This is a genomic window from Acinetobacter lwoffii (genome assembly GCF_024129115.1).
Taxonomy (GTDB): Bacteria; Pseudomonadota; Gammaproteobacteria; order Pseudomonadales; family Moraxellaceae; genus Acinetobacter; species Acinetobacter lwoffii_T.
The window spans coordinates 25,617-51,858 of record NZ_JAMXXO010000005.1; the positions used below are offsets into that span (position 1 = coordinate 25,617).

24 protein-coding genes are annotated in these 26,242 nt (G+C 45.4%); 13 read left to right on the forward strand and 11 right to left on the reverse strand.

Going from position 1 to position 26,242, the window contains the following annotated elements; genetic code table 11:
• Nucleotides 1-51: 51 nt before the first annotated feature.
• Nucleotides 52-1,368 (reverse strand): OprD family outer membrane porin, encoded by a 1,317-nt coding sequence (locus NI470_RS06120; protein ID WP_253148008.1) that lies wholly within the window; start codon nt 1,366-1,368, stop codon nt 52-54.
• A gap of 597 nt (nt 1,369-1,965) precedes the next feature.
• Here NI470_RS06120 and NI470_RS06125 point away from each other — a divergent pair.
• Nucleotides 1,966-2,700, forward strand: coding sequence for a TorF family putative porin (locus tag NI470_RS06125; RefSeq protein ID WP_180037303.1), 735 nt, complete (start codon nt 1,966-1,968; stop codon nt 2,698-2,700).
• Nucleotides 2,701-2,747: 47 nt separating this feature from the next.
• On the opposite strand, the gene NI470_RS06130 is transcribed toward NI470_RS06125, so the two are convergent.
• A complete protein-coding gene (locus tag NI470_RS06130; RefSeq protein ID WP_253148007.1) occupies nt 2,748-4,238 on the reverse strand; it encodes a YifB family Mg chelatase-like AAA ATPase in 1,491 nt (496 codons plus the stop codon).
• Nucleotides 4,239-4,304: 66 nt separating this feature from the next.
• Nucleotides 4,305-4,532, reverse strand: a complete 228-nt coding sequence (locus NI470_RS06135; protein ID WP_168730904.1) for an accessory factor UbiK family protein — start codon at nt 4,530-4,532, stop codon at nt 4,305-4,307.
• Between the two features lie 277 nt (nt 4,533-4,809).
• Here NI470_RS06135 and glnK point away from each other — a divergent pair, with 277 nt between their 5' ends.
• The 7 genes from glnK to NI470_RS06170 all read left to right on the forward strand — a co-directional run bounded on the left by glnK (nt 4,810) and on the right by NI470_RS06170 (nt 10,942).
• Nucleotides 4,810-5,148 carry a P-II family nitrogen regulator gene (gene glnK / locus NI470_RS06140; RefSeq protein ID WP_004281042.1) on the forward strand — a complete coding sequence of 113 codons (339 nt, stop codon included), beginning with the start codon at nt 4,810-4,812 and terminating at the stop codon, nt 5,146-5,148.
• Between the two features lie 59 nt (nt 5,149-5,207).
• On the forward strand, nt 5,208-6,620 hold the full coding sequence (locus tag NI470_RS06145) for an ammonium transporter (protein ID WP_253148006.1): 1,413 nt from the start codon (nt 5,208-5,210) through the stop codon (nt 6,618-6,620).
• 140 nt (nt 6,621-6,760) lie between these two features.
• On the forward strand, nt 6,761-7,225 hold the full coding sequence (gene nrdR / locus NI470_RS06150; RefSeq protein WP_004281044.1) for a transcriptional regulator NrdR: 465 nt from the start codon (nt 6,761-6,763) through the stop codon (nt 7,223-7,225).
• 2 nt (nt 7,226-7,227) lie between these two features.
• Complete coding sequence (ribD, locus tag NI470_RS06155; protein ID WP_253148005.1) at nt 7,228-8,316, forward strand: bifunctional diaminohydroxyphosphoribosylaminopyrimidine deaminase/5-amino-6-(5-phosphoribosylamino)uracil reductase RibD; 1,089 nt, start codon at nt 7,228-7,230, stop codon at nt 8,314-8,316.
• On the forward strand, nt 8,313-9,605 hold the full coding sequence (locus tag NI470_RS06160; protein WP_004732518.1) for a DNA adenine methylase: 1,293 nt from the start codon (nt 8,313-8,315) through the stop codon (nt 9,603-9,605). The genes ribD and NI470_RS06160 overlap by 4 nt, the downstream gene beginning before the upstream one ends.
• 22 nt (nt 9,606-9,627) lie before the next feature.
• Nucleotides 9,628-10,287 (forward strand): riboflavin synthase, encoded by a 660-nt coding sequence (locus NI470_RS06165; protein WP_086044359.1) that lies wholly within the window; start codon nt 9,628-9,630, stop codon nt 10,285-10,287.
• Between the two features lie 109 nt (nt 10,288-10,396).
• Nucleotides 10,397-10,942 carry a VTT domain-containing protein gene (locus NI470_RS06170; protein ID WP_005248429.1) on the forward strand — a complete coding sequence of 182 codons (546 nt, stop codon included), beginning with the start codon at nt 10,397-10,399 and terminating at the stop codon, nt 10,940-10,942.
• Nucleotides 10,943-11,003: 61 nt separating this feature from the next.
• Here the strand turns inward: NI470_RS06170 and blhA are convergent, their stop codons facing one another.
• The 3 genes from blhA to NI470_RS06185 are packed head-to-tail and all read right to left on the reverse strand — an operon-like array spanning nt 11,004 to nt 13,508.
• Nucleotides 11,004-11,633, reverse strand: coding sequence for a cell division protein BlhA (gene blhA, locus NI470_RS06175; RefSeq protein WP_253148004.1), 630 nt, complete (start codon nt 11,631-11,633; stop codon nt 11,004-11,006).
• Between the two features lie 26 nt (nt 11,634-11,659).
• Nucleotides 11,660-12,067, reverse strand: a complete 408-nt coding sequence (locus tag NI470_RS06180) for a DNA polymerase III subunit chi (RefSeq protein ID WP_005263953.1) — start codon at nt 12,065-12,067, stop codon at nt 11,660-11,662.
• Nucleotides 12,060-13,508: a leucyl aminopeptidase gene (locus tag NI470_RS06185; RefSeq protein ID WP_253148003.1), complete on the reverse strand. Its 1,449-nt coding sequence runs from the start codon at nt 13,506-13,508 to the stop codon at nt 12,060-12,062. The genes NI470_RS06180 and NI470_RS06185 overlap by 8 nt, the downstream gene beginning before the upstream one ends.
• A 156-nt stretch (nt 13,509-13,664) precedes the next feature.
• Between NI470_RS06185 and lptF the strand changes: the two genes are divergently transcribed.
• From lptF to NI470_RS06205, 4 genes are all read left to right on the forward strand, one after another.
• Entirely contained in the window at nt 13,665-14,765 is a 1,101-nt protein-coding gene (lptF, locus tag NI470_RS06190; protein WP_005108446.1) for an LPS export ABC transporter permease LptF, read from the forward strand.
• 2 nt (nt 14,766-14,767) lie between these two features.
• Nucleotides 14,768-15,838, forward strand: a complete 1,071-nt coding sequence (gene lptG / locus NI470_RS06195) for an LPS export ABC transporter permease LptG (protein ID WP_168730898.1) — start codon at nt 14,768-14,770, stop codon at nt 15,836-15,838.
• 124 nt (nt 15,839-15,962) lie between these two features.
• Nucleotides 15,963-17,510, forward strand: a complete 1,548-nt coding sequence (gpmI, locus tag NI470_RS06200; RefSeq protein ID WP_253148002.1) for a 2,3-bisphosphoglycerate-independent phosphoglycerate mutase — start codon at nt 15,963-15,965, stop codon at nt 17,508-17,510.
• Between the two features lie 31 nt (nt 17,511-17,541).
• A complete protein-coding gene (locus tag NI470_RS06205; RefSeq protein WP_253148001.1) occupies nt 17,542-18,714 on the forward strand; it encodes a S41 family peptidase in 1,173 nt (390 codons plus the stop codon).
• On the opposite strand, the gene NI470_RS06210 is transcribed toward NI470_RS06205, so the two are convergent.
• The 3 genes from NI470_RS06210 to gacA are packed head-to-tail and all read right to left on the reverse strand — an operon-like array spanning nt 18,715 to nt 22,377.
• Complete coding sequence (locus NI470_RS06210) at nt 18,715-20,139, reverse strand: sigma-54-dependent transcriptional regulator (RefSeq protein ID WP_253148000.1); 1,425 nt, start codon at nt 20,137-20,139, stop codon at nt 18,715-18,717.
• A 14-nt stretch (nt 20,140-20,153) separates the two neighbouring features.
• Entirely contained in the window at nt 20,154-21,719 is a 1,566-nt protein-coding gene (locus NI470_RS06215) for a sensor histidine kinase (protein ID WP_004732491.1), read from the reverse strand.
• Nucleotides 21,720-21,741: 22 nt separating this feature from the next.
• Complete coding sequence (gacA, locus tag NI470_RS06220) at nt 21,742-22,377, reverse strand: response regulator transcription factor GacA (RefSeq protein ID WP_004281059.1); 636 nt, start codon at nt 22,375-22,377, stop codon at nt 21,742-21,744.
• Nucleotides 22,378-22,596: 219 nt separating this feature from the next.
• Between gacA and NI470_RS06225 the strand changes: the two genes are divergently transcribed.
• Nucleotides 22,597-23,658, forward strand: coding sequence for a serine hydrolase (locus NI470_RS06225; RefSeq protein ID WP_253147999.1), 1,062 nt, complete (start codon nt 22,597-22,599; stop codon nt 23,656-23,658).
• Nucleotides 23,659-23,717: 59 nt separating this feature from the next.
• Here the strand turns inward: NI470_RS06225 and thrC are convergent, their stop codons facing one another.
• Both thrC and NI470_RS06235 read right to left on the reverse strand, forming a co-directional pair.
• Entirely contained in the window at nt 23,718-24,857 is a 1,140-nt protein-coding gene (gene thrC / locus NI470_RS06230) for a threonine synthase (RefSeq protein ID WP_005248423.1), read from the reverse strand.
• Between the two features lie 56 nt (nt 24,858-24,913).
• A complete protein-coding gene (locus tag NI470_RS06235; RefSeq protein ID WP_253147998.1) occupies nt 24,914-26,221 on the reverse strand; it encodes a homoserine dehydrogenase in 1,308 nt (435 codons plus the stop codon).
• Nucleotides 26,222-26,242: the final 21 nt, after the last annotated feature.

Here is a 26,242-nt window from a genome sequence, read left to right on the forward strand (position 1 = left end):
AAAAACCTGCACAATGTGCAGGTTTTTTTTATTGCTTGAAATTCGTGTGAATTAGAATAATTTCACAGGAATATCTAACCAGATACGCCATTCGTTAGTGTCACCAATGTAGTTTCCGTATTGGTATTCATCACTCGCACGGTAGTATGAGTGACGTACACGTAAGCTGGTGTCTTTAGCAAAACCAGATTGAACTGTATATTTTACCTGATTAAAGAATTCACGTTCTTGAGCATCACTAGTGATTAATTGAGAGCGATCATTTTGATTAGCAACATCAATATCCCAACCATATACAAATGCAGAAGTCCAAGATAGGCCAGGAACATTCATTGCACTGAAATCATAAGTGTATTGAAGCTGTGCTGATTTTTCATCATTACCAATGAAGTCAGACAGGTATGAGTTCGGCATATAAATGGTTTGATGACCATCACCTACACCTTGACCTAAACCATAGTCATAACCTGTATTACCTGTATTTTGTTGGTAAGCTAGCATGACATTGTGTGGACCTTTATTATAGGTCGTAGAAATTGCCCAAATATTGTTGCTTAACTTATTTAGATCATTTGTGGTATGCGAATAAGTGTATGCACCACCATCTGACTTTTTATCCCAATCAGTATGATAGCCACTAAAGTCATGAGTTAAAGTACTACCATTCGCCAATGCATAACTATAGTTTGCATTAACATAATGACGCTCTAGGCGGTCTTTAATGTCTGTACCATAGTAAGAAGCATTCACTGCATCATTAAATTTGTATTTTGCACCCCAAACTATTGCGCGATCCAATTCATTACCATCAGATTTGATCTGGCTTGAACGCTGGTTTTCAGTAAATTTACCAGCAACGAGGCTTAAGTTTTCGATTTCATTACTTTCAACCAATACACCTGTAAAGTATTCAGGTACTAAACGCGCAGTATTGCTTGCAAGTACAGGTAAGTCTAAAACCTGAGTACCATAAGTAGCAGTCGTGTTTGAAACACGTGCTTTTACATATGCGCCGCCACGTGCCCAATGATCATAAGCTGAACCATCCGGATGTTGAGGAATCATGTCATTACCGGCATGTGCATTTTCACCCAATTTGAAAGATGCATCACCGATAATACCGGCACCAAAGCCTACAGTACCTTGAGTAAAGCCAGAGTCTAGTTTAACAATCGCAGTTTGTGCAAATGAGCTCGTATCTGGTACGTTATTTTTCTTGTCACGGTGCAAATAGCCGGTACGGAAAAGTACAGAACCTTCAGCATCTTCTACAAAACCTTTAGACTCGCTTTGCTCGCTAGCGAAAGCGGTAGAAACCAAAGCAGCCTGAATCAAAACTGCTAATGTTAATTTTTTTGAATTTTGCATTGGGAAGAGAGCCTTATACAAATTGATCGGAATTTTTTAGGAATTGTATAAGAATTGCTGAAAAAATGTCATTTTTTATTGGATATATTCCACTAAAGTTTAGATTTTTTTAACTCAAATTAAACAATAGCAAGGATTTGAGGTGATTAATTTCTAACCTATCGGTAAAAAGTGAGTAAAAACATAATTTTATTGGAAATTATAAATGATATTTCTAAAGTGGTGAAATGAATGTGATCAGCTTATTTATTTTGAAACGGGAGAAAAATATGATCAAAAATTACGCACTATTTTTTAGCACAAATTTTAATCATTACAAAAATGGAATCAAAATGGGGCAAATTGTAAATGATTATGTATAAGTATTAAAAAAGTGATGAAATAGCCTTAAATACATTTATTTAAAAGAAAGCCTAGATAATTCAGTTTTTTATAATTTAAATTTTAAATTAAAAACAATAACTTAAATTTTATTTGTATTTTTAGATTTATTATTTTGGTTCCTTTTATCCAGATTGGCATAGCTCTTGCAAATTTGGAGCTTGAGTTTAATCAATGATCATAAAAACGTCTCAGACGATCTGGGGGAGCCACACAATGAAATTAACATTAAAAGTATTATCTCTTGCTTTATTGGGCGCTGTATCTTCTTTTACTTTTGCTGAAGAACCTGTTGCTGAACATACGGTATCTGGAAATATCAGCGTACTCTCAAGCTATAACCTGCGTGGTATTACTAACATTCCTGAAAATAGCGGCGCTACCTTACAAGGTGGACTTGATTATAACCATGCGTCTGGCTTCTATGCAGGTTGGTGGGGATCTACGCTAGATTACACTTTGTCTGAAGAAGGACGTGATGCTTTCGAAAATAACTTCTATGCTGGCTATAGCCATGCAGTCAATGATGACTTAGGTTTAACGATCGGTACGACCTACTATTATTATTATGAATCTGATGTCAATTCTGATGGATTTGAGCTGTTATTGGGTATGAGCTATAAAGATTTGGGTGTTACAGCACAAACTCTTCTTGAAGATACCACTTGGGGCAATGCGGGTGATACCTATTTAAAAGCCACTTATAGCTATGCTTTACCACAAGATTTTAGCTTGGATACAGCTTTAGGCTTATATGCTTATGAAAAATCAGGTGACTTTATTGAAGGAACTACGGAAAGCTTTGGTTTCCGTCATTTTGACATCGGTTTAAGTAAGCCACTTGGTGACACAGGTGTAACTGCAAGCATGAATTATATCTTGGGTGGTTATGACCGTTTTGATGAAAAACAAAAGAATAAAGTTGTATTCGGACTCGGTTATAGCTTCTAATCCTCTTTAGATAAAAAGGCGACCTTAGGTCGCCTTTTTTTAATGATCTAAATCTGCTGCTGCCCGCGATAAGACAGGGCTTCCGAAAGATGCTGACTTTGAATATCTGGACTTTGATTCAAATCCGCAATGGTGCGTGCAACACGCAAGACCCGATGATAGCCACGTGCTGATAAATTCAGTTTTTGTTGAGCTATTTCAAGCATATTCTGAGCAGACTGATCTAATGCGGCATATTGCTCTAGCTGCTTTGGACTCAAACTCATATTCGAGGTATTTTGCCGTTGCATCTGAATTTCATAGGCTGCAATGACGCGTTGTCTAACCGTTTCTGAGTTTTCTGTAGGTCGATTGTCCTGTAACTCATGCGCCTGTAATGGCGGTACATCAATATGCAAATCAATCCGATCCAGCAACGGGCCTGAAATCCGGTTCTGATAGCGTTTAATACTTTCCGGTGAACATTGGCAGCGGATATCCTGATTAAAGGCATAACCACACGGGCAGGGATTCATGGCGGCCACCAACTGGAAATTGGCGGGAAAAGTAATCTGGCGTGATGCCCGGGAAATGACAATTTCCTTTGCTTCCAAAGGCTGACGTAGAACTTCCAGCACTTTGCGGTCGAATTCTGGTAGCTCGTCCAGAAATAAAACCCCTAAATGTGCCAGAGTAATTTCTCCTGGCTTGGGGTATGAGCCGCCACCAACCAATGCTACCGCAGAAGCAGTATGGTGTGGTGCTCGAAACGGGCGTTGCCCAAAAGGGTGATTGGCATTCGCCACCGAATAAATACTGGCTACTTCCAGATTTTCCTGCGTCCTTAAGGGCGGTAAAATACTGGCCAATCGAGAAGCCAGCAAGGTCTTGCCTGTTCCAGGTGGGCCTCGAAACAGCAGGGAATGACCACCTGCCGCGGCAATTTCTAAAGCACGCCGTGGTCGCAATTGTCCTTTTACATCCGCCAGATCAAACTTATAAAAATGGTCTTTAGCGAGTGGGCGGGCTTCTACTTGAGGCAAACGCTGCGCCTGGGAAAGATGTTCACACACTTCTTTTAAATGATGGGCTGCAAAGACTTTAAAGTCTGGGAGCTGACAGGCTTCCTGTGCATTTGGGCCAGGCAAAATCAGTTGATGCTGGTCACTTTGACAGGCAATCGCAATACTCAAGGTGCCGCTGACAGGACGTAATTGACCATCGAGAGCCAATTCTCCAATAAATTCAAGATGCTCGGTGCAATCTTCAGGCAGCTGGCCTGAAGCCACTAAAATGCCTAATGCAATCGGTAAATCCAGACGTGAGCCATCTTTTGGCAGATCTGCTGGTGCCAGATTAATGGTCAGACGTTTGGTCGGAAATTGAAAGCCGCTATTCAAAATGGCAGAGCGTACCCGATCTTTACTTTCGCGTACCGCCGCTTCGGGAAGCCCTACTATAGTGAGCGAAGGCATGCCCGAACTCACATGAACTTCGACTTCAATTAAAGGCGCATGTAGGCCCAGCAAGCCTCGCGTATAAATTTTGGCAAAAGACATTATTATTGTTCCAATTTGGTGCGTTATTTTTATAGTTCTGGTGTCTTTTGTGCACTGTAGTTGTGCTTATTTTTTGTTCGAAATTTTCTCTTCTAATGCTTCTACCTGTTTCAGCAAATCATTCAAGCGATGATTGGCATTATTTAGGGCAGTACGCTGACGTTCTATTTCCTCTTTAGACACCAAATCCATTTTTGCCACTGCTTCATTTAACAGGGCACGGATATTATGTTCCACATCTTTCTTAGGTTGTTCGACTTGCTGCAAAATTGCTTGTAATAAAGTTTCAATCATCGTCTGATCCATCGCCGTAGAAAGGAGCGCACAGTTTAGCATTGCTAAAATGCAGACTATAGTATTTCAGACAAAATATAGACTTATTCGATTAAAGATATTGTAAAAATCCACATAAAAAATGTCTATTTTTTGAAGATTCGAAGCCTTTATCCGTATAAAATAAGGTATAAATAAACCACATGCCGGGCTTTCTAACTTCCCCCGACCTTAGGAATCTTGGCATGAAATTTGAACGTAAAACCTTACTGGTGAAATAAGCCGAAGGAAAACAAACATGAAGCTCGTAACTGCAATTGTAAAACCTTTTAAATTAGATGATGTTCGCGAAGCATTGTCTGAAATTGGTGTTCAAGGCATCACTGTAACTGAAGTGAAAGGCTTTGGTCGTCAAAAAGGCCATACTGAACTCTATCGTGGTGCTGAATACGTTGTAGATTTCTTGCCGAAAGTCAAAATTGAAATCGCGATTAGCGATGAAATGGTAGACGCGGTGATTGAATCTATTACTCGTGTGGCGAGCACTGGAAAAATCGGTGACGGAAAAATTTTCGTGACTAACTTAGAACAAGTCATCCGTATTCGTACAGGTGAAACAGGTGCAGACGCTGTCTAACTTGGCACGAAGTTTGCTGAGTACCTAATAACTCACAAAAACTTGGTTGGGGGATACGAATGAAAAAAATGCTACTCGCGTTCGGCATGGCCGGCGCTCTTTTTGGTGGTTCTGTTGCATGGGCTGAAGAAGCTGCAACAGCAACAACACCGACAGAAGAAATTGTGCTTGTTGAAGAAGCAGGCGATACAACAAATACAACAACAGACACTACAGCAGCAATTGCTGAAGCAGCGCCAGTTGAAGCTGCAGCACCTGCAGAAGAAGAACCAACTCTAGATACCGGCGATACCGCTTGGGTTTTAACCTCTACCGCTCTAGTTTTACTCATGACCATTCCTGGCTTGGCGCTATTTTATGGCGGTATGGTCCGTAAGAAAAACGTTCTGGCGACGATGGCACATAGCTTTATTGCTGCGGCGGTGGTCAGTATTGCTTGGGTGATTATTGGTTATACCCTAGCTTTCGGTGAAGGCAATGCCTTTGTAGGTGGCCTGGATAAGTTCATGCTGGCTGGTATCACCACAGAGGCGCTTTCAGGTACGATTCCTGAAATCCTGTTTGTGATTTTCCAAATGACCTTTGCCATTATTACGGTTGCCATCATCAGCGGTTCGATTGCAGAACGTATGAAATTTGGTGCTTTCGTTGCTTTCATCGCACTTTGGGTGGTGATTGTCTATGCACCAATTACCCACTGGGTATGGGGTGGTGGCTGGTTAGGTAACGACGGCGCGCTTGATTTTGCCGGTGGTACGGTTGTACATATCAACTCGGGTGTTGCCGGTCTGGTAGCGGCATATATGCTAGGCAAACGTATGGGCTTGGGTCGTGAATCCATGGCACCGCATAACCTGACGCTTACTGTAGTTGGTGCATCTTTACTCTGGGTAGGCTGGTTCGGTTTCAACGGTGGTTCTGCATTAGGTGCAAACGGTTCTGCAGGCTATGCTTTGATCGTGACTCAAGTCGCAGCGGCAGCAGCAGCCATCTCCTGGTTAATCACTGAAAAACTGGCACGTGGTAAAGCTTCTGTACTGGGCGGTGTATCGGGTGCAGTTGCTGGTCTGGTGGTCATTACTCCAGCTGCAGGTTTTGTGACTGTAGGGGGTGCATTGGCAATGGGTCTGATCGGTGGTGTGGTGTGTTTCTGGGGGATTACCGCACTGAAACGCGCATTGAAAGCCGATGACTCTTTAGATGCCTTTGGCTTGCATGGTGTAGGTGGTATTGTCGGCGCGATTTTAACCGCGTTATTTGCCAGCGAATTCATCATGGGTGATAATGCCCCTGTCAATGTCATGCATCAGCTTTGGGTGCAAGTGGAAGGTGTACTGGCGACAATTGCTTACTCTGCGATCATGACCTTCATTATCCTGAAAGTCATCGACTTGATCATTGGAATCCGTGTGGCATCTGATGATGAGCGTATGGGTCTGGATTTAAGTCAACATGGCGAACGTGTCGAATAATAATAAATACACTATAATCAATATATAGTGTAAAACAGCCCGAATGGGCTGTTTTTTTTCTATATGTTGCGTAAAACTCTACAAAGTTTGTAATTTTTGCTACACTCGGAATCCATCTGGATTTGTTCAATTAAACCGCTATGCATTGCCCATTTTGCAATACTGCAGACAGTAAAGTGATTGATTCACGCCTGGCAGCTGAAGGCTGTCAGATTCGTCGTCGCCGTGAATGTGTCAGTTGTAATGAACGCTTCACTACCTTTGAAAGCTATGAAGTGGTGATGCCGCGCGTCATCAAGTCGGATGGCAAGAATGAACCTTTCGATGAAGCCAAATTACGTCGTTCCCTGATGCATGCCTTGCAAAAACGCCCGGTGACCCAGGAGCAGATTGAAACGGTGCTGAGCGATATTCAGCTACAGATTCGCCGTTTAGGTGAGCGTGACGTGAAATCTCGTACTATTGGTGAAATTGTCATGCAGTCTTTATTCGCACTTGATCATGTTGCTTATGTGCGTTTCGCTTCGGTCTATCAGGATTTCCAGGATGTCGAAGCTTTTCGTCATCAGATTGAACAGATGCAACAACGAGAATTACAAGAATAAGCATGGCTGAACTGAATCAAGATCAAATCTGGATGCAGCGGGCCATTGAACTGGCACGTCAGGGGCAATATTCCACCAAACCGAATCCGAATGTCGGCTGTGTCATTGTCAAAGATGGTGTGATTGTCGGAGAAGGTTTCCATCCTAAAGCAGGCCAGCCGCATGCTGAGGTGTTTGCGCTACGTCAGGCCGGTGAACAGGCACGTGGTGCCACAGCTTATGTCACTTTAGAGCCTTGTGCGCATTATGGCCGGACGCCGCCTTGTGCCGAAGGTCTGGTGGAAGCAGGCGTGGCAAAAGTTATTGTTGCCTGTCCGGATCCCAATCCGCTGGTGGCCGGAAAGGGCGTACAGATCCTGAAAGAGGCTGGAATCGAAGTCGAGGTTGGTATCTGTGAAGATGAAGCGCATCAGCTGAATCAAGGTTTCCTGAAAGCGATGGCGACTGGTCAGCCTTATGTGCGTTTAAAAATTGCTTCAAGCCTGGATGGCCGTACCGCGATGGCATCGGGTGAATCAAAATGGATTACCGGTGTAGCAGCACGTCAGGATGTACAGCACTGGCGTGCAATTTCAGGCGCGGTAATTACCGGGATTGATACGGTTCTTGCGGATGACTGTCAGCTGAATGTGCGTCAATTAGATGGGATTGAAGAGATCAAGACCGTAGTGCAACCGAAACGGATTATTCTGGACCGTCAGGGGCGTTTACCACTCAACGCAAAAATTTTAGCGCAAGCCGACACCGTGATGGTGATGGGGCCATTTCGTCAGGAGCTTGCAGACCTGGGTGTGCTACACTTGCCGTTACAACCTTTATCAGAATTATTAAAGCAACTGGTTCAACAGCATCAGATTTATGATGTCTTGGTGGAAGCAGGGGCGACCTTATCTACGGCATTTTTACAACAAAAATTGGTTGATGAACTGATCAGTTACGTTGCACCGACCCTATTGGGTCAGTCTGCGCGTACCATGTTTAATGCAGAATTTAGCCATATGGCCGAACAACTCCGATTTAAGCTGCGCGATGTAACTCGCTTGGGTGATGACGTGCGCTTCAGGCTAATTCCTTTTCAAGAGACACTATGAGTTCAGAGTCTACGGTTTATCATAAACGTCGCCATGCGGCACGTACCACCGATGAATATCTTTTCCATCAACTGGTTCCTTATCTGGGCAATAAGCGCCGTTTACTGCATTTAATTCTGGAAGCTCTGGAGAGTACAGGAACCCTGAAACGTAGCGATGGCCGTGCTCCAATCTTTGCTGACTTTTTTGCAGGTTCAGGCGTGGTCTCGCGTTTGGCCCGTCAGAATGGCTATCGCGTCATTGCCAATGACTGGGAACCGTATAGCCATGCGCTGAACCATGCGGTACTGGCCTGTACTGAAGCACCGGCATTTAAAGAACTCGGTGGCTATCAGAAAGCGATTGACTATCTGAACCGTCTGCCGGAAGTTAAAGGCTGGGTAACGCATAACCTGTGTCCGCGTAATGATGAAATTTATGATCCAGCCCGTGACCGTTTGTTCTTTAAACGTCGTAACGGTATGCGTATTGATGCCATCCGTCAGCAGATTGCAGCCTGGCAGGCACAAGGTGCAATTGATGATGTAGAGATGTCTGCATTGCTGGCGCCTTTGCTGTATTCCGCCAGTTTTGTCAGCAATACTTCTGGTGTTTTCAAAAGCTTCCACCATGGTTGGGGCGGGAAAACCCAAACTGCACTGGAACGGATTGAATCTTTATTATGGTTAACGCCAAGCCGTTTTTGCGAGTCGGATCAGAAAAAGGGGATGGCCGCAGAAATGTGGTGTGTCGATGCCCAGCATCTGGCCAACCAGATGAACGGTTTTGAAGTAGACGTAGCTTATCTGGATCCACCGTATAATCAGCATGCCTATAGCAGTAATTATCATGTACTGAATGCGCTCACTTTATGGGATCAGGCCGATTTACCGACTCCGGATACCAAGGGCTTCAAGAGCGGGATTGACCGAGCATGGCGCAAAGAGCGTCCGAGCCAGTACAATTCCTCTAAATATGCCAAAGAAGCTTACGAGAGCCTGCTGGCCACCATCAATGCGCGTTTCATCCTGACCAGTTATTCAACCGACGGGAATATCAGCGCGACTGATTTGTTACAGGCCAATCTGAAACGTGGCCGGGTGACTTTGCTGACCCAGGATGTGCCGCGTTATCGTGTTAGCAAACAGCGCCAGTCCGAACGTGCGCGCGTGCTGGAATTCATTGTGATTACCGATACCCACGCCAAGTCAGGTCCACCGATCCGTCAATTACTCAGCCAGCTGCATCATTATGCAGAATTGGGCGGTGTGGATACGACCGGCGTTAGTACCCAGTTGGCCCTCTGGTAAAAGAATTGAAAAGGAAATAAAAATGTTTACAGGTATTATCGAAAGCCTCGGTAAAGTCGAAAGTCTGCAAAGCGTTGGCGGCGATGTACGTTTACGCATCCAGACTGATCTGGACATGTCCGATGTACATCTGGGTGATTCTATTGCGACCAACGGCATCTGCCTGACCGTGATCGACTGGGGCGAGAAGTGGTATGCGGCTGATGTTTCCCGTGAAAGCCTGAACCGGACCACACTCGGCACCTGGAAAGCCGGTCAACCTGTCAATGTTGAAAAAGCCATGTTGCCAACTACGCGTTTTGGTGGTCATATTGTGTCAGGTCATGTCGATGCAGTCGGCGAGATCACGCTGGTTCGTGAAGATGCACGTTCGATTTATTATGAAGTCACTGCACCGGCCGAAATTGCCAAATATCTGGCAGAAAAAGGCTCGGTTACAGTTGATGGTATTAGCCTGACGATTAATCATTTGCGTGGCAGTGTGATCAGTCTGAACCTGATTCCGCATACCGCTGAACGGACCAATATAGGTACCTGGAAAGTCGGTAGCAAGGTCAATCTGGAAGTGGATGTATTGGCACGTTATATTGAACGTTTATTGCTCGGTGATAAAGCCGCTGAAACTACTGAGCAATCAAAAATCAGCATGGATTTCCTGGCTGAAAATGGTTTCTTAAAATAAGAGAAATGTTGATTTACTGAACAGTCTGATTGAAAAATTAGACTGTTTTTTTATTTTTCGGGATAATCAGCAGTTCAACTTGCAAATATTGCCTGGGTGGACGGGTCGAATGCTCGATTTTTTACTGAACTTGGAACAGTCATTGCCGCTATTGCTCGATCAATATGGGGTATGGATTTATGCAATCCTGTTTCTGGTGATTTTTGCAGAAACCGGTTCTGTATTTTTCTTTTTCCTGCCGGGTGACAGTCTATTGCTGGCTGTGGGAGCTTTGTGCGCCAGCAGCGACCTGGTGACCTTGCATTCGATGGGGCTGTTGTTATTCACTGCCTCGGTGCTGGGCTATAGCGTGAATTATTACACCGGAAAAGTTCTCGGCTTAAAATATTTCAACCAACATTCACGTTATTTCAAGCCGGAATATATGGTGAAAACCAACCACTATTTTATGAAACATGGCGGTAAAACTATTTTAATCGCACGTTTTATTCCCTTTGTCCGCTCATTTGGCCCTTTTGCTGCCGGTTCAGCGCATATGAGCTTTGCCACATTCAGCTTTTATAATATTGCGGGTGGCATCCTCTGGATTGGCACTTTATTAAGCATTGGCTATCTGCTTGGAAATGCTGCCTTTATGCTGGCAGATTTTTTCTAAGACGCAACATAGAAGACAAAAAAGCCCGAATTTTCGGGCTTTTTTAATGTGGAAGGATCATTTAAATATTGCGTGGCTGGTCAGAAAATTCCGAATTTTTCAGCATATACTCAATTTCTTCCTTGGCCGCCGCACGCATTTTTTCACGCAGTGCATTGACGGTCTGTTCAATCACGGTTTCTGCCTCAAGTTCCAGACGTAAACGCACACTTTCTAATTCGGATAAAATGCTCTGGTCCTCAATCTGGATGCGACCTCTGGCAAAATCAAAAGTCGTCTCAGGATTTTTTGCATAACGTGCGACATATTGCTGAACTTCAGTCTCTAGATGCGTATTTATTTCAGCAAGCGCCTGACTTTGTTCGCTAAATTTGCGCTGTTCTTCAAGATGTAGCTGTTCTTGATAGGCCTGTTCTTCGGCACGTTTCTCGGCCAAGGCTTTTTCAAGCGCAAGCTGTTTGCGAATGCGGGCTTCTTCAATCAATTCGGCTTTGCGCTGCGCATAGGCAGCTTCGATCTTGCGTTCAGATTCCTGCTGCAAGCGCTGGTCGCGACTCTGCCATTCTTGCAAAGACGTTTCTGGCTTTAAAATATCGCAGATCCGAGAGAGGTCATCGATAAAGGTCTGACGTACAGCTTCAGGCACATTTAACCAGCGCTGTTTAAAATCGGGACCTACATTTAATGCCACGTGCCTCTCCTTATGGATGATATCGGTTAAAGCTTATGGGTGTCCGGTTCAATACCTAATCGACGATATTGCTTAAATTTTTCACGTCCCAGCTGTTTCGCTGTTTCATGATTTTCAATGATCTCAATAATGTGACTAAATTTTGCGTAAGGTTCAAGTGCTTCCGGATTAAAATTGAAAATAATCCAGTCGGACTGTTGCGGTAGTGTTGCCGAAATACAGACCGTCGCCTGAGGCTGATCAATACCATGTGGAATAAAACTCGCTGGGTCAAAACTCCACAGACATTCATCCAGCTGTTGTTGCAATTCGGCATCGGCACACAGTAACCAGATCCGCGCCGGCTGACGCAGAATCTTACGACATAAACGACAAGTGCTGTCCACTTGTCGTTCAGGGCTTTTTTCAAATAAATAAAAGCTGACTTTAGCCATTGCTTTGAACGCGATTCGCCAGGAACTGCATCAATAATGGGACTGGACGGCCGGTCGCCCCTTTATTTGTGCCTGAATTCCACGCCGTACCTGCAACATCGAGATGTGCCCAGCGATATTCACGGGTAAAACGTTGTAAGAAGCAGGCAGCGGTCACAGAACCGGCTTTTGGCCCACCGATATTGCCAATGTCGGCAAATGGTGAATCCAGCTGTTCCTGATAGTCATCCAGTACCGGCATACGCCATACCCGGTCAAAGGAGTGCTGGCCGGCAGCTTCCAGTTCTGCTGCCAGTTTATCATCTGGCGTGAACAGACCCGTCAGCACTGAACCTAAAGCGACCACACAGGCACCAGTTAAGGTTGCGATATCAATCACCAAAGCAGGGTTAAAACGTTTTACATAAGTCAAGGTGTCACACAGCACCAGACGACCTTCGGCATCGGTATTCAGGATTTCAACCGTCTGACCACTCATGGTGGTTACGATATCGCCAGGACGGGTGGCTTTGCCTGAAGGCATGTTTTCTGCTGCAGCAATGGTTCCCACCACATGTAGAGGTAAGCGGGACTCACACAGTGCACGCATCGTACCGAGTACAGAGGCTGCACCGCACATGTCGTATTTCATCTCGTCCATGCCTGCGCCCGGTTTAAGTGAAATACCGCCAGTATCAAAAGTAATACCTTTGCCGACCAAGACTACCGGTGCTTCGCTACGTTCTGACTGATATTCCATGCTGATAATACGGCCCGGACGGTCTGAACCTTTACTTACCGCAAGGAAGGCACCCATGCCTAAATCTGCCATCTGCTGTTCATCCAGCAGAGTGACTTTAAGCAGCTCCGGATATTCAGCCGCCAGAGCTAACGCCTGTTCTGCAAGATATTCAGGGAAACAGATATTGCCCGGACGGTTGCCCAGATCACGTGCCAGGTTTTGTCCGCTTTGCACCGCTTGTACCAGTTGCAACTGTTCGGTAGTTAAGACGCTATGGGTCGCAATCAGGTCGATCTGTTCAAGTACAAATTCATTTTTCTTGGATTTGTACTCATCATAACCATAGCTGGCCTGAGTCAGGAAGAGTACAAACAGATAGTGGAGTTCTTGTGGAAGTTGTGTCAGATCTACAGAAATCTGTTTGAATTTTTTTTGAGTGACTTGAATAATAGTTTGCGCGATCTTTGCAAGTTTTGCCGGTTGCAGTTCAGCGACCTTGCCTAAACCAATTAGTGCTGCATGGCTGGACTGGCTCACCTGACCAATCAGGCTCAGGCTTTCCGCCAACGCTGCCTTGAATTGAGAGGCTTCAATTAATGTGTCTAAATTATTGATTTGATAGGTTGCGGTTGTATTCTGAAGTTGTTCTGAGTCAACTAAAATCAACAAAGATTGACTTGATCCATTCTCTGGGAATGACGTATTAATTGTAAGTTTCATATTCTGTTTTCACGCCTGTCTAGATGGGTAAATCATTCAGTCATTGAAACATTTATCCGAATAGATTTTCAATGGGCAGGGCGGCCTAGGTTTTATATTTTTGCTATTCGGGTAAACTAGCACTCGTTTTATGGACCTTATTTTGGAAGAATTAATTTGATTATTCGGCGTTATCTGGTCAAGCAAGTTGTCTCGACATCCTTGGTGGTGATTGCCTTATTGACCTTGATCATGATGGGCGGTCGACTGATCAAGTATTTTGGTGTCGCGGCGCAAGGCCGTCTGGATGCAGGCATTTTATTTAGCATTATTGGCTACCGTTTGCCTGAATTCTTGACCCTGATTCTTCCGCTCGGTTTCTTTATTGGACTGATGCTGGTGTTTGGCCGTTTATATGTCGACCATGAAATGGCCGTGATGAATGGCAGTGGCGTCAGTCGGCATCAATTGGCGCGTCTACTGGTGCCGATGACCCTGGTGTTTTTGATTGCTCAGGCCGGATTGATGCTGTGGGCTGCGCCGTGGGGCATTCGCCAGTTTGAAGCCCTGACCACCAGTCAGGCGGTACGTACCGGCTTTGACCTGGTGCGACCGAAAGAATTTATCTCCTCTGGGCCCTATACCATTTATGCCGGTGACCTGTCAGAAGACCGTAAAAATTTAAAAGATATTTTCTTTTATCAGCGTGCGGAAAAAGAAGGCAAACCGGATGTGATGATTCTGGCGCAGGAAGCCACCCGAATTGAGGTACCGAATGATGCTGCCAATGTGGTGGATCTGGTCCAAGGTCGCCGTTATGAGATCTATCCGGGTACACCGCAATATACCCAAGCTGAATTTGAAAGCTATCGTCTGCGCTTAGAAAGCGATGAAGAAGCACAATTTGCCAGTACAGAAGTTGAAGCCTTACCGACCTCGCAATTGTGGCAGAACCGTCAGGATCCTGTCGTAGCCAGTGAGTTGGGCTGGCGGGTGTTTGTTCCTTTTGCGATTCTAATTGCCCTGATTCTGGCTGTGGCCTTGTCTGAAGTGAGTCCACGACAGGGTCGATATCTCAAGTTATTTCCTGCCCTCATGATTTTTGCCAGTCTGATTGTGGCCCTGATGGCAGTGAAGACGCGGATCAGTAAAGAAGAAATGGGCATTTGGGCCTATCCATTGATTCTGATTGCCTATGCAATTGCGGGTGCCTTGTTCTCGCGTAAACAGAAATTAGGCCCGAAAATCAAGAAACAGATTCAGCGAGTGAGGTCTTAACAATGTTGGCACGTCGTATAGTTGCAAAACATGTGACCCAAACCACTGCGCTGGCGATGCTGGGTGCAACCGCGGTATTGGCGGGTTTACAGGTATTATTTACTTATCTGGGTGAGCTTGGTTCGCTCAAAGATGGTTATGGTGCCTGGGATGCCTTGAAATATGTGCTTTGGGGCGCACCAAATTATTTATATGAAATCCTGCCGATTTCTGCACTGATTGGTGCAGTTTTAGGTCTTGGTACATTAGCCTCGAATAGTGAGCTGATTGTGATGCGTTCGGTCGGCGTGAGCTTATGGCGTATTGTCGGGTGGGTGATCCGTTCAGCACTGTTGTTGGTGGTGTTGTCATTTGCCCTGAGCGAGTGGGTCATTCCTTATACCAATGAACAGGCCAAAAGCGTAAAAAGTGCCAGTAAAGCCGCTCAGCTCGGTGAAGTTCGTGGTTACTGGACTCGGGAAGGGCAGCGCTTTATTTATATCGATTATGCTAACTCGCAAGGTCAGTTGAAAAATGTGCAGATGCTGGACTTTGACCAGAACTATCGTTTGCGCGGTACCTTGCAGGCAGATCAGGGCCAATTTGTTAAAGATGGTTCCTGGACGCTGGACAACACAGAGCAGTTCGATATTCTCCAAAATGGTAATGCCACACTGGTTAAGCAGCAACAGCAACCTTTAGCGCTAGCATTACAGCCTAAATATGTGCATATGGTGACGATTGATCCTGAAGATTTATCGCCGAGTCAACTGGTCAGTTTCATGAGCTATATGCATGAATACAGCCAGGTGCCTAAAACCTATCAGCTGGCCTTCTGGCAAAAACTCGGTTCGCCTTTTGCCCTGATCGCACTGGTGGTGATTGCCTGTTCATTTATCTTCGGGCCATTACGTCAGCAATCCATGGGGTTCCGTCTGGTGATTGCCTTATTTGCCGGCCTAGGTTTTTTCTATCTGCAGGACTTCCTCGGCTATGCCAGCTTGATTTACGCACCATCTCCGGCCTGGTTCGTGTTTATTCCGATTCTGATCATGTTCGGTATCGGCGTATACTTGCTGCATCGGGCACGCTAAACCATAGGAAAATAGAACAAATCAATCATCATGAGAGGCTTAAACCATATACGGGTCATGGCCTCTTTTTATAAACTTCGCTAAAATAGAGCGATTAATTCGTAGACGAACAGAGTATTTCATTATGACGGATGCAACTGCTGGCAAAATCCCTCACGTTTTGGTGATTATGGATGGTGTGGGTCATCGCGAAGCGGTCGAAGACAATGCGTTTTTAGCAGCTAAACGACCAAATTTAACTGCGATACAGGACAAGCATCCGCATGGTTTGATCTCGGGTTCAGGTGAAGATGTTGGCCTGCCAGATGGCCAGATGGGTAACTCTGAAGTCGGACATATGAACCTCGGCGCAGGTCGTGTGCTGTATCAGGACTTTACCCGGATTACCAAAGACATTCGTACGGGCGACTTCTTTGAACATGAAGTGTTGGTCGATGCGGTGGAGAAAGCCAAAGCTGCAGGTGGGGCAGTACATTTGCTTGGCCTTTTGTCTGAAGGCGGTGTGCACTCACATGAAGATCATATCGTGGCGATGGCAGAGCTAGCGCTGAAACGCGGTGCGCAAGTCTATTTACATGCATTCTTAGATGGTCGTGATACGCCGCCTAAAAGCGCACAACCTTCTTTAGAAAAACTCGATGCCTTATTCGCACAATATCCAGGTCAAGGTCGTATTGCGACTGTGATTGGCCGTTATTTTGCCATGGACCGTGATAACCGTTGGGATCGTGTTGAACAGGCTTATCGTCTGCTGACTGAAGGTGAAGCGGTTCGTACAGCTGTCAGCGCAGTTGAAGGTCTGGAACAGGCTTACGCAGCCGATGAGTCAGATGAGTTTGTCAAAGCGACCCGTATTGGCGAGCTGGCAAAAATTCAGGATGGCGATAGTGTCGTATTCATGAACTTCCGTGCCGATCGTGCCCGTGAATTGACCCGCGCATTTGTGGAAAAAGACTTTGCCGGTTTTGAACGTAAAGTGGTGCCAAATCTGGCGAAGTTTGTCATGTTGACCCGCTATCAGGCGACTATTGATGCACCTGTAGCGTATATGCCTGAAGCATTGGTCAACTCGATTGGCGAATACCTGTCAAACTTGGGTAAAACTCAGCTGCGTATCGCGGAAACAGAAAAATATGCACATGTGACTTTCTTCTTCAGTGGCGGTCGTGAAGATGAATATCCGGGTGAAAAACGTATCCTGATTCCATCGCCAAACGTGGCCACTTATGACCTTAAACCGGAAATGAGTGCCTATGAAGTGACTGATGAGCTGGTGGCTGCGATCAATTCAGGTGAATTTGATCTACTGGTCGTGAACTTTGCCAATGGTGATATGGTCGGTCATACGGGTGTATTCGATGCTGCGGTGAAAGCGGTTGAAGCGGTTGATATCTGTTTGGGCCGGGTTTATGAAGCGGTAATGGCGCAAAAAGGTCATATGATTGTGACTGCCGATCATGGTAACGTAGAGCAGATGCAGGACTATCACAGTGGTCAGGTACATACTCAGCATACGACTGAATTGGTTCCGTTTATTTATGTCGGCCCAACTCAGGCCGCGATCGCAGAAGGCGGTGTACTGGCAGATGTCGCACCGACTTTATTAAGCCTGATGCAAGTTCCGGTACCTGCTGAAATGCAAGGTCGTAACCTGATTCAGCTTGATGCATAATTTTCGATAAAATTCTAAAAAAGGTCAAAGAATGGTAAGAACACGCTGGAAGTCTGTTGTAATACCATGCTTACTGATGTGTTTGAGTCATTCAGCCTGGGGGGCGGGTTCAAATGAGCCGGCATTCGATGATATGGAAATGGATGGGCAGGTCTATTCTGAAATTCCCGTAGCATCCATTCAGGAATTTGTGCAAATTTATGGCATTGTAAAAGACAATTATATTCAAGATAAAAATGACGATGCCTTATTCCAACAGGCCATTCAGGGTCTGGTCAGTGGCTTAGACCGCTATTCCCGCTATTTGTCGCCTGAAGATTATAAGCAGCTGCGTGAATATACCGAAGGTGATCTGGCCAGCATTGATTTTGATCTGCAATTTGACCCGCGGATGAAGCAATGGGTGGTTCAGGGCTTGAATGCCGATGCAGATTCAGCCAAGCAGGGACTGCGTAATGGCGTCACTGTTTATAAAATTGACGATCAGGTATTAAGTAGCCTGAATCAGGAACAAGTCCGGCAGTTATTGAGCGGAGCAGTTGGCTCTACGCTCACGATCCAGCTTTCCCCGCAAAGTCCGGCCGTTCGTCTGGTCCGCAATACCAAACTAGATACTGAAATTAAATCGAGCTTGCACAATAATCAGGTACTGGTATTGCAGGTCAAGGTTTTTCAGCAAGATACTGCCAATGAAATCAAGCGCCTGATTGAAAGTTATGCCGACAAGCGCCTAAAAGCCGTGCTATTTGATTTACGCAATAATCCCGGTGGCTTACTCTCGGCCGCAGTTGAATCTGCCGATTTATTTTTGAATCAGGGCGTGATTGTATCGACCAAAAGCCGTGCTGAAGGCAACCAGCAATTTCAGGCCTTGCCGAGTTTTGAGTTTCAGAATCTGAAAGTTGGGGTATTGATTAATAACCGCTCGGCTTCTGCAGCAGAAGTGTTTACAGCAGCCCTGAAAGAACATAACCGTGCCTGGGTCGTAGGCGAAAAAAGCTATGGCAAAGGCGTAGTACAGAAACTCTTTCCTTTAAGCAACGGTTCGGCTCTACAGATGACAGTATCGCAATACTTTAGCCCGAGTGGCCAGATGATTGAAGGGCGGGGCGTACAGCCGCATTTCAACTATCCGTTTAAGCAGGAAATGCGTGAGGAGAGTTATCTGGAACATGTCACAGACTTGCTGCTCCTGCAAAAATAATTATTCGTCTCCTTCGGTATCCAGTCCGAACTTTTTCAAACGATAGCGCAGGGAACGGAATGACATGCCGAGTTTTTTGGCGGCCAGTGTCCGGTTCCAATGGGTCAGATTCAGCGCATTCAGTAAAATTTCTTTCTCGACCTTTTCCAAATATAGTTCTAGACCCTCTTCAGGCAGCTTTTTAGGTGCAATCAGGGTTTCGGTCGCAATGATCTCGCTCGTGAGCGTATTTATCTCCTGAGGGCTGTTAAGCGCATGACGTAGCGGTGCACTCTGCAAATGCTGAAGATCAATCCGCTCTTCATCACTTAAAGTAATTGCGCGTTCCATAATATTACGCAATTCACGTACATTACCTGGATAATATTGTCCCAATAAGAACTCTTTGCTACGTTCGGTCAGTTTTTTATTGGGAATGTCCCATTCCTGGCAAATCTTCTGAATAAAGTGTTCGGCCAATAACAGAATATCCTGGCCTCGTTCACGTAATGGCGGTAAAGTCAGATCCATTACATGAATACGGAAATATAAATCCTGACGGAATTTGCCTTGTTGCACCAAGGCTTCCAGATCCTGATGCGTGGCACTGATCACACGGAAATCCACATCAATTTCGGTATCCGAACCGAGTGGACGAATACGTTTTTCCTGTACGGCACGTAACAATTTGACCTGCATAGAAAGCGGTAATTCTGCAATTTCATCCAGAAACAGACTGCCACCATGGGCAGATTGAATCAGTCCCTGTTTGTCCTGAGCAGCGCCGGTAAAGCTGCCTTTCTTATGCCCAAACAGTTCGCTTTCCATCAACTCAGTCGGAATGGCGCCACAGTTAATCGCAATAAAAGGACCTTCATTGCGGTTACTCAGGCGATGGACCAGATTGGCCACGACTTCTTTACCTGTTCCCGATTCACCAGTGATAAAAACCGGTGCTTGGGATCGGGCAATTTTTTGTAAGGTAATACGTAATTGCTGGATCGGCAGGGATTGTCCAATCAGCATTTTATGTTCAAGCGCTTCATTTGGATTATTATGCGAATAATCCACCGGTTTATTCAGGGCTTTTTGTAAGAGTTGTTCCAGATGTTTCTGATTGATCGGTTTGCTGACAAAATCAAAGGCCCCGGCTTTGAGCGCAGCAATGGCGATTTCCATGTTGCCATAGGCGGTCAGAACTGCGACCGGAAGTGCCGGATAGAGGCTGCCAATCCAGTCCAGTAACTCCAAACCATTGCCATCGGGCAGATTTAGGTCAGCCAGACAGGCATCATATTGATGATTGGCAAGGCATTTTTTAGCATCTTCCAAACGGTGGGCAATGTGCGTACGAATTCCCATGCGCAGCAATGACATTTGCATGAGGGTACACAAATCTTCCTCATCATCCACCAAAAGCACCAGTGGTTGTTGTTCCCCATTCATCTTCCTTGACCCCTTTAAAGCGTAATACGTTGACAGCTGATGCGAAAGCATGCGCCCTGTTCTTGTTGTATATAGTTTAATTGTGCCTGATTTGCTTCGCAAAAACTATGTGATAAATACAATCCTAATCCGGTACCACTAATCGATGTGCTGAAAAAGGGTTTAAACAGTAAGGCCTGGTCATGTACGGCTACGCCCGAGCCAAAATCCCGTACATCAATCCAGACCCGATGTTCATAAGGATGCACATTCAGCTGAATATAGGCTGCATCTGCTGAATTGTGACGAATGGCATTACGAATCAGATTAATCAGGATTTGCCGGAATTGTGCTTCATCAAACTGAATCACTAGCGGGATATCAATATTAAATTGAATCTGATCGCGAATATCGGCCAGATCTTCCTGGATAAATAACGGGATAAATTCATTGAGATGAATCGGTATCGGGTGGGTTTCTTTATTTTTGACCATATTCAGCGTGTCCTGAATAATCCGGTCAATCCGGGTCGCCTGTCGGCCAATCATCTGCTGGAGTAGCTGTTGCTGTTCAGTTTCTGAGTCCAGATACAAATCATTGGCCTGCACAATGGCCGCCAAGGGGTTACGAATTTCATGGGCAATACTGGCTGAGAGTTGACCCAGTGCAGCAAGTTTAAGTTGCTGCACCTGCTGATTCAGTTTTTTGGCATCCTGTAACACCAGTAGCATTAGAGTCTGATGCGGCACAATCAGTTTTTGCACCTGCACATGAATATTATAGCGACTTTGCTGGGATTCAAACTGAAAGCGCTCACCATTTTCTAGCGTTTCAAAATGGATCAGTTCAAATAAATCTGGCTGTGATTGAGATAAAGTAAATTTCTCATGGCCGTATTTGGACTCAATTCCAAGAAGATTACAGGCGGCAGGATTACTGAGTACCACATGATAGTTTTCATCCAGAACCAGATAACCGGTTTCAATCTGTTCCAGAATATAGCGGTTAATATTCTGTAAGCGATGCAGTTCCAGCGATTGAGAAAAATTCAAATTTTCCAGAATCTGAAAACGGCGCACGGCAATTTGTCCAGTGCCATAAACCACAAAAAACAAAAAGGCCAGCAGGGCGCTATTACTGATATTGCTGAGTGAAGAAAACGCAAAAATACTGCCGATAAAATGCTGATAAATAACACTAATGACTGCAATGAGGGTGACGACCAAGGCCTTTTTTGCATCTAATAATAAAGATGCAGAAAAGATAGTAATCACAAACAACAGCCCAATTTGCAGATTAGGACCGTCGCTCGCCAAAGTCAGCAAACTTAAAACGCAGACATCGCTAAAGAAAATCATAATCAGCTGCGGCTGGATCAGGCGTCTGATCCATTTCAGCACAAACAGCTGTACGGTATTGATCGCAACCCCGATTCCCAGTGCATAATAATACAGCTGCGGGTATTGATAATCGGTGGTGAGTTCGGGGTAGGTCAGCATAAAAATCAGCAACAAACCGGTGCTGATCAGCAGACGATAAGCGCTGTACCAGATACCGAGATGGTATTGATTCAGTTCAGCATAGTTTTTTTGTTGTGCCATATGCACCGGAAATCGTTAAAAGCTAAGGTTTAATGAGTCCATAGCGCATGGCCAGATGAGTCAGTTTAACATCGCTATCGATATTCAGTTTTTCAAAAATACGGTAACGATAAGTATTCACGGTTTTAACACTCACAAAGAGCTTGTCGGCAATTTCCTGGGCGCTGATACAATTCACGACCATCATCGCGACTTGCATTTCACGTTCTGACAATGCATCAAAAGGCGATTGTTGTGTATCAGAAAGGTAAGAGCTTGCTAACTGTTCCGCAATATCTGCACTGAAATATTTGCCGCCTTGCATGACTTTGTTAATCGCACGGACCATTTCCGAAATCGGGGCCCCTTTGGTGATATAACCTTTGGCACCGGCTTTCAATAACAGGGACGGATAAGGCTCTTCTGCTAAACCGCTAACCGCCAAAACTTTGGTTTCCGGCGCACTCTGAAGTAGACGGCGCGTGGTTTCTACGCCACCAATGCCCGGCATATTCACATCTAACAAAACTACATCAGGATGATGTTGACGAACTAGAGAGATCGCTTCTTCACCAGATTCAGCTTGTCCAATTACCTGAACCTCCGCATGGTCTTCTAGCATTCTGCAAATTCCAGTACGAACTAATTCATGGTCGTCCACAACTAAAACTGTGATCACCTACGCTCTCCCTCTGTTAAAAAAATCATTTTTTTGTTACATAAAGCAAAATAAGCTTGCAACGAAAGTACAAAATTAGCAATCCTATTCGCAAGATTAAATCTGAAACTTATCACACAGTGTCAAGAACAAAAAATGTTCGGCATTGTGTTTAAATGTAAGGCATATTAGAGGTAATACGCAAATCAATCTTACCTCTGTTAGTTGAGTGAAGGAATAGTGAAGAAAATAAACAAGTCTTTAAAGCATCTACTCGGCCTGTCCGTGTTAATCAGCATGAGCACGACAAGTTTTGCTGAAATCATTATGAATTCTGGCACGGCAGAGGGCGGTTCCAGCATTAGTTGGTCTTCTGAAGAAGTTAACCAGTTAATGAGCGATGATTTTAATGCCTCTGCCAATGAGCCGTCGCCACCCGGTTCAGCCACAGTGACTACCACTTTGCGTCAGGCCGGCACAGCAGCGCCAGCAGTAATCAAACCTGCTTATACTGCGCCGCAGATTATTGATACCAATCATTTTAGTAATCAACCTTCTGTCAATGCACGGGCTGCACTGGTCATGGATGCGCAAACCGGTGAAGTGCTGTTTAGCAAAAATACCAATACTGCCTATCCGATTGCATCGATTACCAAGCTGATGACAGCGGTGGTGATTTCTGATGCACGTCTAAACATGTCGGAAAAAATTACCCTACAACAGGCTGATTTTTCCTGTTCAGGCTGTAAAAGCTCAAGCTCGACTTTAAGAGCAGGGGATAGCATGAACCGTGCTGAAGCTTTATTATTTGCTCTGATGAAGTCCGAGAACCCGGCTGCTGCTGCTTTGGCACGCACTTATCCGGGTGGTCGATCAGCGTTTATTGCCAAAATGAATGCCAAAGCCAAAGAGCTGGGAATGAACTCTACTCGCTTTATGGAATCAACAGGTTTGCATCCGGGTAACGTGGCATCAGCTCGTGACTTGGGAATCTTGGTAAATACGGCCTCTCAATACGGCCTGATTCGTCAGTTCTCGACCACGCCAAGCTATGACTTTAACTTGGGTTATCGTGTATTGAAATCGAATAATACCAATGCCTTGGTACGTAATGGCGGATGGAATATCAATATTTCTAAAACCGGTTTTATTAATGAAGCAGGGCGCTGTGTGGTGATGCACACCACTCTGAATAACCGTCCTGTGGCAGTGGTACTTTTAGGTGCAAACAGCTCACAGGCGCGTACCAATGATGCGACCCGTTTAATGAGTTGGGTTAGCCAGCAACCTAAACGAATCTAATTGATTGGTTCATAAAAAAAAACCCTGCACTTGCAGGGTTTTTTTAATTCTGGCCGAAATTACATATTCGACAGAATAGAGTCTTTAACTTGAGTCATGGTCGCATCAATCGACAGCATCACAGCATCAGCACATTGCTTGATGGCAGTGTCTGGATCTTTCAGACCGTTACCCGTTACGGTACATACGATCACTGAACCTTCAGCAATTTTACCCGCTTTAATGTCACGGATCGCACCGCCGACAGACGCAGCAGACGCAGGCTCTACGAATACACCTTCATACATAGAAAGCAGACGTTGAGCTTCAAGAATTTCCGCATCAGTCAGTTCATCAAACCAGCCGTTTGAATCACGAACAACCGCTTTAGCATGATTGAAGCTTTGCGGATTGCCGATACGAATCGCAGTTGCAACAGTTTCCGGGTTTTCTACTGGACCGCCACGAAGGAACGGTGCAGCACCAGAGGCTTGGTAACCTGCCATGATTGGCAAGCCAGCCGGTTTAGGACCAGTGAAAGCATCAGTTTCAGCATCGTAAACGACTTGCTCAAATTCTTCTTTCGACTGGTTAGCCACCGCTTCGGTATAACCCATCCAGTGTGCAGTGATGTTACCCGCGTTACCTACAGGCAGGCAGTGATAATCCGGTGCACGACCTAAAGCTTCAACAATTTCATAAGCAATGGTTTTTTGACCTTGCAGGCGGTACGGGTTGATTGAATTTACAATCGTCACCGGAGCCTGATCGGCAACTTCCTTAACTAGACGCATACCGTCATCGAAGTTACCGCGAATTTGCATGGTGATCGCACCATACATCATCGCTTGAGCCATTTTACCCATGGCAATTTTGCCTTCAGGGATAAGCACGAATGCTTTGATGCCGGCACGAGCCGCATAAGCAGCCGCAGCCGCAGAGGTGTTACCAGTAGATGCACAGATGATGGCTTTAGAGCCTTCTTCAACGGCTTTGGTCACCGCCATAGTCATACCGCGGTCTTTAAATGAACCAGTCGGGTTTAAGCCCTCGTACTTCACATAAATTTCAACATCTTTACCAATAATGCGTGGAATATTCTCAAGCTTGATCAGTGGAGTATTACCTTCACCCAAAGAGATCGCACGAGTAGTTGCAGACACTGGTAAACGGTCGCGATAGCGGTCAACTAAACCAGTATAACGATTGGCATTCGACATGATGATGTTCCAATTGTGTGTAGAGCTTGGCAAGGGGAATCCTCCCCTCAACCCGATTAATTATCAAGCGATTCTAAACGAATTCGTACAATTTCGCCATGAATGACGGGTAATGCTTGAATTTGTGAAAGCGCTGCATCCATTTTTGATTCCTTGACTGGATCAGTCAGAATCACGATAGGAATAAGGTCTTTGGTTAAACGCGGTTGCTGCATGATCGCATCAATACTGATGCCGGCACGACTGAGAATCGTGGTCACATCGGCAAGCACGCCCATCTGATCTTCGGCATTAATACGGATGTAATAGCCGGTGGTCATTTGTTCGCGACTCAAGATCGGTAAATCACTGAGCGCTTCGAAAGCCAGTTGTGGAATGGTGCCTGCACCGTCTTCTGTGTAAATGATGTCGCGGACAATATCGACGACATCGGCAACCACCGCAGAAGCTGTTGGTCCAGCACCCGCGCCAGCACCATAGTACAGTGTTGGGCCAACCGCATTGGCTTGTACCAGAACCGCATTTTTCACACCATTGACATTGGCAATTAGCTGGTCATCTGGAATCAGGGTCGGGTGTACACGGAGTTCAATCCCGGCATCAGTACGGCGTGCAATGCCCAGATGTTTAATCCGGAAACCGAGGTCTTCGGCATATTTCACATCTTGTGCCGTGACTTTGCCAATGCCTTCAGTAAAGACTTTGTCAAACTGAAGTGGAATACCAAAGGCACATGAGGCCAGAATCGTCAGCTTGTGTGCTGCGTCAATGCCTTCCACGTCAAAGGTCGGATCGGCTTCGGCATAACCCAGTTCTTGCGCTTCTTTCAGCACATCTTCAAAAGCGCGGCCTTTTTCACGCATTTCACTAAGAATGAAGTTACCTGTGCCGTTAATAATACCGGCCAGCCATTCAATCTTGTTGGCTGCCAAACCTTCACGGATCACTTTAATAATTGGAATGCCACCAGCCACTGCGGCTTCATAGGCAATTTGCACGGCATTGTCTTCAGCCGCTTTAAACAGTTCATTACCGTGTTCAGCCAAGAGTGCTTTGTTGGCGGTTACAATATGTTTGCCATGTTTCATGGCTTCCATGATGACTTCATAGGCAGGATGAATTCCGCCCATGACTTCAACCACCACGTCTACATCAGGTTGACGCACGATGTCCATCAAATCAGCACTTTGTTTGACCGATTCTGGCAGATCCAGATCAGGACGTGGACGACGGGTGCCTACATGGGTAATTTCAATTTCACGACCGGTGCGACGTTTGATCTCAGCAGCATTTTCTTTTAATAGTTTCAAGGCACCACCACCTACAGTACCAAGACCGAGGATTGCCAGACGAACTGGTTTCACGTCACACTCCAAATTAAACAG

Bases quoted from the DNA above. Each gene is read 5' to 3' on its own strand.
- NI470_RS06170 (WP_005248429.1), top strand. From the start codon at position 10,397: ATGCTCGATTTTTTACTGAACTTGGAACAGTCATTGCCGCTATTGCTC.
- NI470_RS06180 (WP_005263953.1), bottom strand. From the start codon at position 12,067: ATGGCTAAAGTCAGCTTTTATTTATTTGAAAAAAGCCCTGAACGACAA.
- NI470_RS06125 (WP_180037303.1), top strand. From the start codon at position 1,966: ATGAAATTAACATTAAAAGTATTATCTCTTGCTTTATTGGGCGCTGTA.
- NI470_RS06130 (WP_253148007.1), bottom strand. From the start codon at position 4,238: ATGTCTTTTGCCAAAATTTATACGCGAGGCTTGCTGGGCCTACATGCG.
- lptG (WP_168730898.1), top strand. From the start codon at position 14,768: ATGTTGGCACGTCGTATAGTTGCAAAACATGTGACCCAAACCACTGCG.
- NI470_RS06185 (WP_253148003.1), bottom strand. From the start codon at position 13,508: ATGAAACTTACAATTAATACGTCATTCCCAGAGAATGGATCAAGTCAA.
- NI470_RS06205 (WP_253148001.1), top strand. From the start codon at position 17,542: ATGGTAAGAACACGCTGGAAGTCTGTTGTAATACCATGCTTACTGATG.
- nrdR (WP_004281044.1), top strand. From the start codon at position 6,761: ATGCATTGCCCATTTTGCAATACTGCAGACAGTAAAGTGATTGATTCA.
- glnK (WP_004281042.1), top strand. From the start codon at position 4,810: ATGAAGCTCGTAACTGCAATTGTAAAACCTTTTAAATTAGATGATGTT.
- NI470_RS06210 (WP_253148000.1), bottom strand. From the start codon at position 20,139: ATGAATGGGGAACAACAACCACTGGTGCTTTTGGTGGATGATGAGGAA.
- NI470_RS06135 (WP_168730904.1), bottom strand. From the start codon at position 4,532: ATGATTGAAACTTTATTACAAGCAATTTTGCAGCAAGTCGAACAACCT.
- NI470_RS06215 (WP_004732491.1), bottom strand. From the start codon at position 21,719: ATGGCACAACAAAAAAACTATGCTGAACTGAATCAATACCATCTCGGT.
- ribD (WP_253148005.1), top strand. From the start codon at position 7,228: ATGGCTGAACTGAATCAAGATCAAATCTGGATGCAGCGGGCCATTGAA.
- NI470_RS06120 (WP_253148008.1), bottom strand. From the start codon at position 1,368: ATGCAAAATTCAAAAAAATTAACATTAGCAGTTTTGATTCAGGCTGCT.
- gpmI (WP_253148002.1), top strand. From the start codon at position 15,963: ATGACGGATGCAACTGCTGGCAAAATCCCTCACGTTTTGGTGATTATG.
- NI470_RS06145 (WP_253148006.1), top strand. From the start codon at position 5,208: ATGAAAAAAATGCTACTCGCGTTCGGCATGGCCGGCGCTCTTTTTGGT.
- thrC (WP_005248423.1), bottom strand. From the start codon at position 24,857: ATGTCGAATGCCAATCGTTATACTGGTTTAGTTGACCGCTATCGCGAC.
- NI470_RS06165 (WP_086044359.1), top strand. From the start codon at position 9,628: ATGTTTACAGGTATTATCGAAAGCCTCGGTAAAGTCGAAAGTCTGCAA.
- NI470_RS06160 (WP_004732518.1), top strand. From the start codon at position 8,313: ATGAGTTCAGAGTCTACGGTTTATCATAAACGTCGCCATGCGGCACGT.